Source organism: Shewanella sp. SACH (genome assembly GCF_001887095.2).
GTDB classification, from domain to species: domain Bacteria; phylum Pseudomonadota; class Gammaproteobacteria; order Enterobacterales; family Shewanellaceae; genus Shewanella; species Shewanella baltica.
The window spans coordinates 883,136-893,609 of sequence record NZ_MPDG02000002.1 but is presented as its reverse complement, the minus strand read 5'-3'; the positions used below and the strand labels follow the sequence as shown (position 1 = coordinate 893,609).

Genomic DNA, 10,474 nt, shown 5'->3' with positions numbered 1-10,474 from the left:
GCAAATAACCGCAATCGCCATGGATGGCGTGAATGCCATTTATGCAGGAGCAATAAATGGCCTTGCCTAAAGTGCGTTAAACTCCCGCTGAATCCTGCATCTTCAGGTTGTTTGGGTATACAAGCGCTGAAAGCTCAGTTTATACGGGTTTTAAAGCGCTTTATATTGCCGCTGGAGCCTGCATTTTGAAGCCGCTTGAGGTTATAATGCCGAGCTTATTTGAATCAGGACTCTTTCAACGGAGTTCCTTCAACAGGACTTTTGAAACAGGATAATTGTCGGCCATGTTACTGCGAGCAATCACCCCACAGGATTGGGATGCCATTTTAGCAATCCAAGATGAGTGTTACTCACAATTGGATCCTGAGCCATTGCACGTGCTGCAAAGTAAATGGCAGGTATCGCCACAGTCCTGTTTTGTGTTCGAAGTAAATGACTCAGTTGTCGGTTATTGCTTGGCTCACCCTTGGACCACCAATATGCCGCCAGCGCTCTATCAGCCCATCACCCATTTACCTAAGGCTGATACTTTATACCTGCACGATATTGCGCTTTCAGCCAAAGCCCAAGGTTTAGGCGCAGGTGCTAAGGCACTCACCCGCTTAACACTGCTGGCGGATCGATATAATCTCAATTCCTTGTCCCTCGTTGCCGTTCAAGGCGCCGACAGTTATTGGCTAAAAATGGGCTTTAAGCCTCAGGCCATAGACAAGTGCCTTGGCAGCTATACCGACGATGCCATGTATATGATTTATAAATTTAATCATAGAGATGAAAGATGAATCCAACCCTGACGACTATTGGTTTACTCTGCTTGAGCAATATCTTTATGACCTTTGCTTGGTACGGGCATTTGAAAACCTTAGGTTCAAAACCTTGGATTATCGCCGCCTTAGTGAGTTGGGGCATCGCCCTATTTGAATACTTGCTGCAAGTGCCCGCTAACCGTATCGGTTACACGGTCATGAATGTCGGCCAGTTAAAAATTTTACAAGAAGTCATCACCTTAAGTCTGTTCGTCCCCTTTGCCTATTTCTATATGAAAGAGCCATTGAAGCTCGATTATCTGTGGGCAGGATTGTGCATATTAGGTGCTGTGTATTTTATTTTTAGAAGTGAATTTAATTAATTTCAGACTTATTTCAGGAGAGCTCCCCCATGGCCCGTCAAGTCACTTATACCTTCAAAGGTACGACTAAAACCATCGCCTTTAGCTACGACAAACACCATGATTTATATGAAGCCGTGGCCGAAGCCGAAGGTATCGATCTGACCAAGTTTTTGGCCATGGAGCAACAAGTCGCCATGACGTCGCGCAAGGGTGCTAAGGCTGAAAAAGAATTCAGAAAAGTAGAATTTGCCCGCTTTGGCTTTAGCAATATCCACTTTGTTAGAGACGAAGAACCCGAAGCCTAGGCAGGTTATTCATTTTTGTATTCGCTTTAAGCACTTTAAAAACAGGACACTGTGATGCTCAATACCGAACATGCTAACTTTCCCCGTGCGGGATTCTTTCGCCGCTTAGGTGCTGCCGTTTACGATTCGCTGTTAGCCGTGGCCGTTTATATGGTTTCTGGCGCTGTGGGCTTTGGCATTTTCTACGGCCTTACGGCTTCAGGATTGGCTGGCATGAATGGCTTTGAGCATGTCTCTGACGCGCTCAATGGCACACCGATTTACCACGGTATTTACCAACTCTGGCTCGTCTTGTGTGTCGGCACATTCTACGCATTATTCTGGAGTAAGGGCGGTCAAACCTTAGGGATGCGCGCTTGGCGGCTTAAGATTCAACATCCAAACGGCCAAAACTTAAGCATGATCACAGCTTATGCGCGTATTGTTTGGTCACTGCTCGGCATTGGTAATCTGTGGATCCTCATCAATGGCAATAAGCTTGCCCTACAAGATAGTATGACCCGCTCAGAAGTGGTTGTCTTGTCTAAAGAAGCCAACCAAATGCGTAACTGGCACGGCGCCTAAGTTTAGTTTCTAGTAAATTGTTAGCATAAAAAAACGACGCAAAAGCGTCGTTTTTTATGGGCTATTTTTTAGGGACTGTTCTTATAAACTATTCTTATAAACTAAATGGGGAGTAATAAGATGAGTATCATCGCCGGATAAAGTAGAAGGCAACGCCGGTAAACAGCAAGCTTGGTGCCACAGCCCCCACATAGGCAGGTAACTCATACACTATGCTCATAGGACCAAAAATCTCATTACTGATATAAAAGCTGAAACCCGCCACAACCCCGAGCAATACCCGCGCGCCCATAGTCACAGTTCGCAGCGGCCCAAATACAAACGACAGTGCCACTAACATCATCACAGCAACAGTCACCGGCTGCATCACCTTGCGCCACAGCGCTAGCTCATAACGGCTCGGATCTTGGCTGTTGGTCTTAAGGTAATCGAGATAACCGACTAGACCGCGGATAGATAACGCCTCAGGTTTAATCGAAACCACACTGAGTTTATCCGGCGTTAAACTCGACTGCCATTGATCTTCTTCCAGATATTCAAGCACGACTTTCTCATAGCTTAAATCAGTACGTTTGACGTCGAATAAACGCCAACGGTCTTGGGAAAACACCGCGCGGTCCGCATGCACAACGTTGGTGAGCTTGAGTTCGCTATTGAACTTATAAAGCGTAATGTTGTTGAGTTTATTGATGTTTTCAACTTCACCAATGTTCACGAACAAATCACCGTCCTTTGCCCAAATACCGCGATGGGACTTAATTAAACTCCCGCCTGAGAGTTTAATGGCTTGCAACTCATTAGCCTTTTGCTCAGCAATCGGTGCGCCCCATTCCCCTAACACCATCACCAGCAACATCAAGGGCACAGCGGTTTTCATCGCCGACATAGTGATCTGCAAACGTGACATGCCAGAAGCTTGCATCACCACAAGTTCAGAGTTCGATGCCAGCATTCCCATGCCAATCAACGCGCCCAGCAACACGGCCATAGGGAAAAACATTTCGATGTCCCGTGGCACTAAAAACAACACATAGATGCCCGCATCCATCATGCTGTAGGTGCCACGACCGACTAAACGCAGCTGGTCAACCCATTTGATGATGCCCGACAAGCCAGTCAACACCAGCAAACACAGCGCTGAAGTGCTTAACAATACTCTGGCGATATAAAGGTCTAATATCTTCATGCCGCCACCTTCTTATGGGCAAACAGGGTCGAGATACGACTAAATATAGGCCTATCTTTGCCGAGCAAGAACAGCCCCATCAAGAGCGCTGAAATATGGATCCACCACATGCCTAAATACAATGGAATAATCCCATCTTGCAATGCCTTACGTCCGGCGACCATGAGGCCAAAATAGCCAAGGTACAAGAGTACTGCAGGGAACATTTTAGCGAACTTACCTTGACGCACATTCACCCGCGCCAGTGGCACCGCAATCAAGGTCATGATCGGAATCGCCAGCGGAATGGCAAGACGCCAATGGAATTCGGCAACGGCTTCCGCCCCTTCGATTTTTACGAGTTCATCGACAGGCAGCGCAGATAACTTACGCCGACGCTCGTCGACTTGCTGCTCTTTAATTTGCATTTTATAACCACCAAATTCGATCATTTGGTAGTCCTTCGCCTTCGGGCTGCCTTGATAACGCACGCCATCATTCAGGTTCAATTGCTGAGCACCAGAGCTATCTTCCTGCACTCGCCCACCTTTGGCCACCACCACATTGGTGACGCCGGTTTCGTCATCAGGGTCTGGCAACTGGGCCACAAACACCTTATCTAACTCGTTATCTTTACCGATACGTTCGACAAATAATACCGCGCGACCATTCGGGCTCGCCTGAAAACGCCCTTGTACTAAGGCCGCAAGCCCGGCTTCGGACTGGGCTTTTTCGAGCACTTGGTTTTGCTGCTCTTCTGCCCAAGGGGCGACATAAAGGGATAAATAGCCGGTAAACAACATATTGATCACGGCAAGAATCAGCGTCACGCGGGTGACATACCACTCACTGACCCCAACACCGTGGAGAATGACCATCTCATTTTCGGAATACATACGGCCGTGGGCCAGTAAAATCCCCAAGAACAAACTTAACGGTAGGACTAAGATCACCAGATAAGGCAAGTTAAGCCCAATCAGTGTCATGATTAAAGAGGCGGGAAAATCGCCGTCGGAGGCATCGGCCAGTATACGCACGAAATGCTGGCTAATAAAAATAGTTAACAGCACTAAAAGTACCGCAATTTGTGCCTTTAAAACTTCTCGAATAAGGTATTTAAATACAATCACAGGCAGGATCCGGTCTCTAAACTTATCTTTTTGCTGGTAACAGACTAACTTTCATGTAAACTGTTTACTTTTGATAGTTTTCTGACCAGCTTCAGGGGTTCTAGGTAAACTTAACGTCACGAAATGCGTGACTCAAGCGCCGAGAATAAATCACCTTTGGAGTAATAACTTAGGCCCTTTTCGGGACAAGCAGACATTATCCAATAAATATAAAAATTTGTCTTTAAGAATCTAGGAGTGCTCATGGAGTTTAGCGTAAAGAGCGGTAGCCCCGAAAAACAACGCTCAGCCTGTATCGTGGTCGGTGTTTATGAACCCCGTCGTCTGTCGGGTATCGCGGAGCAATTAGATAAAATTAGCGAAGGTTATATCAGTAACCTACTGCGTCGCGGCGATCTGGAAGGTAAACCTGGCCAGATGTTGTTGCTGCACCATGTTCCTAACGTATTGAGTGAACGTGTATTATTAGTGGGTTGTGGCAAAGAACGAGAACTAGACGAACGCCAATACAAACAAATCATCACTAAGACAATCAACACCCTTAACGAAACAGGTTCAATGGAAGCGGTTTGCTTCTTGACTGAACTGCACGTGAAAGGCCGCGATACTTATTGGAAAGTACGTCAGGCGGTTGAAACCACCAATAGCAGTCTTTACAGCTTTGATGCCCTGAAGACCCGCAAAGGTGAAACTCGCCGTCCACTGCGTAAATTAGTGTTCAATGTCCCCACTCGCCGTGAATTAACCTTAGGTGAGCGCGCCATCGAGCATGGTATGGCTGTGTCTGCCGGCATGCACTTATGTCGCGATGTGGCCAACATGCCACCTAACATCTGTAATCCAGCCTACTTAGCTTCTCAAGCTCGCCAAATGGCTGAAATACACGACACACTGCATGTAACCACTATTGGTGAAGAGCAAATGGCCAAACTGGGCATGAACTCATACCTTGCAGTCGGTCGCGCCAGTGCCAACGAATCCATCATGACTGTGATGGAATACAAGGGCGCTGTCGATAGCACTGAAAAACCCATCGTATTAGTCGGTAAAGGGTTAACCTTCGACTCGGGTGGTATTTCATTGAAACCTGGCGAAGCCATGGACGAAATGAAGTACGACATGGGCGGCGCAGCAGGTGTTATCGGCACCATGAAAGCTATCTGTGACATGAAGTTACCTATCAACGTTGTGGGTATTCTGGCTGGCTGTGAAAACATGCCATCGGGTAATGCTTACCGTCCAGGTGACATTCTGACCACTATGTCAGGCCAAACCGTTGAAGTGTTAAATACCGATGCTGAAGGCCGTTTAGTCTTGTGTGATGTGTTGACCTATGTTGAGCGTTTCGATCCTGAACTGGTTATCGATACTGCAACCCTGACTGGCGCATGCGTGATTGCCCTTGGTAAACACGCATCGGGTCTGTTCTCATCGCACAACCCACTGGCACACGAGCTATTAAGTGCCGGTGAGCAAAGTGGTGACCGCGCATGGCGCATGCCATTGTGGGATGAGTATCAAGATATGCTCGACAGTCCATTTGCTGACATGACCAACTTAGGTGGTCGTCCAGCAGGTGCTATCACAGCAGCATGTTTCCTCTCGCGCTTTGCTAAAAAGTACAACTGGGCTCACTTAGACGTTGCAGGTACAGCTTGGAATAGCGGTGCTAACAAAGGTTCTACGGGTCGTCCAGTGCCACTATTGACTCAGTTCCTGATCAATCGTGCTGGCGTTGAACTCGGCGAATAGCCGACTATCTGGTCTTAGTGTTTTAAAGACCAGATAAATCAAAGGCGAAGATGAAAATCTTCGCCTTTTTTATTTGCTTTTTTATGCTGAAAATCAATCTCCTGAATAAGGACTTGAGTTAGAAAACCTAAAAGACAGAAACAATTAAATAATATTTTCAACAGGTAACAACAAAACCTAAGTCATCATAAGTGACTTGAAAGCATCCCATTAAGTCCCGTAAGACAGTGATAGATAAAAGCTCAGCGCAAGGTTTGCCCCAAGCATTAACCCATACTGACTTTTAGTGTAAACTGCTGCTTTCGTTCGCCACTAAAACAAGTGAAGCAAGGCATTGAAATCATGACTCAAGTGCTGTTTTATCTCATGCCGCCAGTGGCATCACCTGCCAAGGCCAAGGTTGATTCACCTGTTGCAACCGCGAATGCAAACCCTGCGCTTTGCGAGATGCATCTTCTGGCATGCCAACTAGCGCAGCAGGCTTTTGTGAAGCAACAATGGGTCTATATCCATTGCCAAGATAAGCAGCAAGCCCATGCGATTGATGAACTTTTATGGCAGTTTGAGCCAAGTGCCTTTGTACCTCATAACCTCAAAGGTGAAGGCCCGATGACGGGATCGCCGGTAGAAATTGGTTTTGATCGCCTCGGCGCCAACAAAAGTCGCCAAGTTCTGATTAATCTTGCAGACCAAGCGCCCCCATTTGCGGTAAACTTTGGCCACATTATCGATTTTGTTGCCAATGACGATCAGCATAAAGCGGTCGCTCGCGAACGTTATCGACAGTATCGCGGCTTAGGGGTCAATTTACAGACCCAAGACTTAGCAACACATCCACTTAATTAGTTTGAGACAGACACGTTCCCATGGAAAAAACATACGATCCGCAGTCCATCGAGCAAACTCTTTACCAAAACTGGGAAGAGCAAGGTTACTTCAAGCCACACGGCGATGAATCCCAAGGCAATTATTGCATCATGATCCCGCCACCAAACGTGACGGGCAGCTTGCACATGGGCCACGCCTTCCAAGACACCATTATGGATACCTTAACCCGTTACCAACGGATGAAAGGCAAAAATACCCTATGGCAAGTCGGTACCGACCACGCGGGTATCGCCACCCAAATGTTGGTTGAGCGTAAGCTTGAAGCCGAAGAAGGCAAAAATCGCCATGACCTAGGTCGCGATGCCTTTATGGATAAAGTGTGGGAATGGAAAGCGCAATCGGGCGGCACTATCACTAAGCAGCTACGTCGTATGGGCGCTTCGGTTGATTGGGACCGCGAGCGTTTCACTATGGACGAAGGCTTATCTAAGGCCGTGCAAGAAGTGTTTGTACGTCTGTACGAAGACGAGTTGATTTATCGCGGTAAGCGTTTGGTCAACTGGGATCCAAAGCTGCACACAGCTATCTCTGATTTAGAAGTGGAAAGCAAAGAAAAACAGGGCCACATGTGGCATCTGCGTTATCCACTGGCCGACGGTGAACTGACTGCCGATGGTAAAGACTATTTAGAAGTCGCTACCACGCGTCCAGAAACTATGCTCGGCGACAGTGCAGTTGCAGTGCATCCCGATGATGAACGCTATCAAGCGCTAGTCGGTAAGTTTATTCTGTTGCCGATTGTTAACCGCCGCATTCCTATCGTGGCCGACGATTACGTCGACATGGCCTTTGGTACAGGGTGTGTGAAGATCACCCCAGCCCATGACTTTAACGACTATGAAGTCGGTAAACGTCACAACCTGCCAATGTTCAACGTGCTGACCTTAGATGCCGCCATTCGTGCAAGTGCCGAAGTGGTGAACTCTGACGGTACCTTTAACAAAACGCTCGATGGCAGCCTGCCTGAACGTTTTGCCGGACTTGACCGTTTTAAAGCGCGCGATGCTATCGTCGCCGAATTTGACACCTTAGGTCTGCTCGAAAAAATCGCGCCTCACGCCTTGAAAGTGCCTTACGGCGATCGTTCAGGTGTAGTTATCGAGCCTATGCTGACCGACCAATGGTATGTGGCTGTTGCGCCAATGGCGAAAACCGCTATCGAAGCCGTTGAAAATGGCAGCATTAAATTTGTGCCGCAGCAATACGAGAACATGTACTTCTCGTGGATGCGTGACATTCAAGACTGGTGTATTTCGCGTCAATTGTGGTGGGGTCACCGCATCCCTGCATGGTACGACGAAAACGGCAAAGTCTATGTCGGCCGCAACGAAGCCGACGTCCGTGCTAAGCACAATATCGCCGACTCAATGACACTGCGCCAAGACGAAGACGTACTGGACACTTGGTTCAGCTCAGCCCTGTGGACGTTCTCAACCTTAGGTTGGCCTGACAATTTAGAAGATTTAAAAACCTTCCACCCAACCGACGTGTTGGTGACAGGTTTTGACATCATCTTCTTCTGGGTTGCCCGTATGATCATGATGACCATGCACTTCATCAAAGATGAAGACGGCAAGCCACAAGTTCCATTCAAAACTGTCTACGTGACCGGCCTTATCCGCGATGAAGCGGGTAACAAGATGTCTAAATCTAAGGGTAACGTACTCGATCCATTAGATATGATCGACGGTATCGGACTTGAAGATTTAGTTGAGAAACGTACCGGCAACATGATGCAGCCACAACTGGCAGCCAAGATTGAAAAGAGCACTCGCAAAGAATTTGCCGATGGTATCGAAGCCCACGGCACAGATGCACTGCGCTTTACGCTTGCGGCAATGGCATCAACGGGTCGTGACATCAACTGGGACATGAAGCGCTTAGACGGTTACCGTAGCTTCTGTAACAAGTTATGGAACGCCTCACGCTACGTGCTGATGAACACAGAAGATCAAGATTGCGGCCCAGGCTCACCAGAGCACAAAGGCGGCGAAATGGAACTGTCGTTGGCCGATCGCTGGATTATTGGCTTGTTCAATCAAACCGTTAAGACCTTTGACGATCACATGACAGCTTACCGTTTCGACTTAGCAGCCAATACCCTGTATGAGTTCACTTGGAACCAGTTCTGTGACTGGTACTTAGAATTAACTAAACCGGTATTGCAAAACGGCACTGAAGCACAAATGCGCGGCACCCGTCACACCTTAGTGACAGTGCTCGAAGCGATGCAACGCCTGATGCACCCTATGATGCCGTATATCACTGAAACCATCTGGCAGCGCGTTAAACCGTTAGCTGGTGTCGCTGGTGATACCATCATGCTGGCACCGTTCCCAACATTTGATGCCGCTAAAGTCGATAGCGCAGCAATGGCCGATTTAGAATGGGTTAAGCAAGTGATCGCCGCCGTGCGTAACATTCGCGCCGAACTGAACATTGCCCCATCTAAACCGCTAAATGCCCTACTTCGTGGTGTTAGCGCACAGGATAAAGCCCGTGTTGAAGCCAACCAAACCTTCTTCACCACACTTGCCCGCTTAGAAAGCATGACCATTTTAGCTGATGGCGAAACTGCGCCTATGTCGACTACAGGTTTGATTGGCGAAATGGAGCTGCTGATCCCTATGGCAGGCTTAATCGATGTCGCCGCCGAAATGGCCCGTATCGACAAACAGCTTGAAAAACTCGGCCAAGAGATCGCTCGCATCGAAGGCAAATTGTCGAACCAAGGTTTTGTGGCAAAAGCTCCAGCCGAGGTTATCGACAAAGAGCGCGCTAAGATGACCGATCTCAAGCGTGACATGGACAAGCTCAACGAACAAAAATCAGAGTTCGCTAAGTTAGAAGCTTAAGCTTCTCATTTACTCTGATTCACTTGTTATGATTGGTTCTAACTGAATGAAGGGCAGCCACTAGGCTGCCCTTCTTGTATCTATATCGCTGCAATCTATGAGCGATTATGAGCCTTCATCTTCGCTTTTGAGCCAGATGCAGTACTAAATCCAAACCCATTCTCAACACTGCCCTTTAACTTACTGCACCGCGTTGAAACCACCTCACCATTCATCTTAATCACTCCCCGTGGTCTATCGCTCATGAGCTCACAAGTCGCCCATCACTGCCTGCATGAGCAAACAACACACATGCAGACCAAAGAGCAGCTAATACCTCTCGAGGCTGCACTGAGAGAGCTGACATTGAGTGCTGACATGGATATCTAATGTCGTCATAGACTCTGGACACAGGCAAAAACAGATTATTTAGTGAGTAGAACCTAGAAAGAGAAGTGTTAAAAGCGAAATGACTGAAGAAAGCTAAACCGAAGATAGCTAAGCCATAGAATGATCAGCCGAAGGATAAGTAAACCAAGAGATGAGAGGTAAAGAGAGGTAAGCCGAAACGGATAAAGCAATAATGAGTTAAACCACTACAGACTAAAAATAAAAAAGCCCTGCAATTGCTTGCAGGGCTTATCTATATGGTGCGCGTGGAAGGAGTCGAACCTCCGACCGCCTGGTTCGTAGCCAGGTACTCTATCCAGCTGAGCTACACGCGC

At 47.7% G+C, this 10,474-nt stretch carries 9 protein-coding genes and 1 tRNA gene; 7 read left to right on the top strand and 3 right to left on the bottom strand.

All coding sequences use genetic code 11. The annotated features are described in order from the left end of the window. The first annotated feature begins 284 nt into the window (after positions 1-284). From BM607_RS11805 to BM607_RS11790, 4 genes are read left to right on the top strand one after another with little or no spacing between them, the layout of a single operon-like run. Entirely contained in the window at positions 285-782 is a 498-nt protein-coding gene (locus BM607_RS11805) for a GNAT family N-acetyltransferase (RefSeq protein WP_071938329.1), read from the top strand. Continuing rightward, entirely contained in the window at positions 779-1,129 is a 351-nt protein-coding gene (locus BM607_RS11800; protein WP_006082592.1) for a DMT family protein, read from the top strand. The genes BM607_RS11805 and BM607_RS11800 overlap by 4 nt, the downstream gene beginning before the upstream one ends. A gap of 29 nt (positions 1,130-1,158) precedes the next feature. After that, positions 1,159-1,416, top strand: a complete 258-nt coding sequence (locus BM607_RS11795) for a DUF2960 domain-containing protein (protein ID WP_071938330.1) — start codon at positions 1,159-1,161, stop codon at positions 1,414-1,416. Between the two features lie 54 nt (positions 1,417-1,470). Then, positions 1,471-1,980, top strand: coding sequence for an RDD family protein (locus tag BM607_RS11790; protein ID WP_006082594.1), 510 nt, complete (start codon positions 1,471-1,473; stop codon positions 1,978-1,980). 127 nt (positions 1,981-2,107) lie between these two features. Here the strand turns inward: BM607_RS11790 and lptG are convergent, their stop codons facing one another. Next, positions 2,108-3,166: an LPS export ABC transporter permease LptG gene (gene lptG, locus BM607_RS11785; RefSeq protein ID WP_006085768.1), complete on the bottom strand. Its 1,059-nt coding sequence runs from the start codon at positions 3,164-3,166 to the stop codon at positions 2,108-2,110. Beyond that, positions 3,163-4,275, bottom strand: a complete 1,113-nt coding sequence (gene lptF / locus BM607_RS11780; RefSeq protein ID WP_006085769.1) for an LPS export ABC transporter permease LptF — start codon at positions 4,273-4,275, stop codon at positions 3,163-3,165. The genes lptG and lptF overlap by 4 nt, the downstream gene beginning before the upstream one ends. A 243-nt stretch (positions 4,276-4,518) precedes the next feature. Here lptF and pepA point away from each other — a divergent pair, with 243 nt between their 5' ends. The 3 genes from pepA (at position 4,519) to BM607_RS11765 (ending at position 9,770) form a co-directional block, all read left to right on the top strand. Next, positions 4,519-6,027, top strand: coding sequence for a leucyl aminopeptidase (gene pepA, locus BM607_RS11775; RefSeq protein ID WP_006082597.1), 1,509 nt, complete (start codon positions 4,519-4,521; stop codon positions 6,025-6,027). 342 nt (positions 6,028-6,369) lie between these two features. Then, the gene (locus tag BM607_RS11770) at positions 6,370-6,873 is read left to right on the top strand and encodes a DNA polymerase III subunit chi (protein WP_071938331.1); all 504 of its coding nucleotides are present in this window, start codon (positions 6,370-6,372) and stop codon (positions 6,871-6,873) included. 20 nt (positions 6,874-6,893) lie between these two features. Further along, the gene (locus tag BM607_RS11765) at positions 6,894-9,770 is read left to right on the top strand and encodes a valine--tRNA ligase (protein ID WP_071938332.1); all 2,877 of its coding nucleotides are present in this window, start codon (positions 6,894-6,896) and stop codon (positions 9,768-9,770) included. 627 nt (positions 9,771-10,397) lie between these two features. Here BM607_RS11765 and BM607_RS11760 read toward each other — a convergent pair. Further along, positions 10,398-10,474 (bottom strand) — tRNA-Arg (locus BM607_RS11760).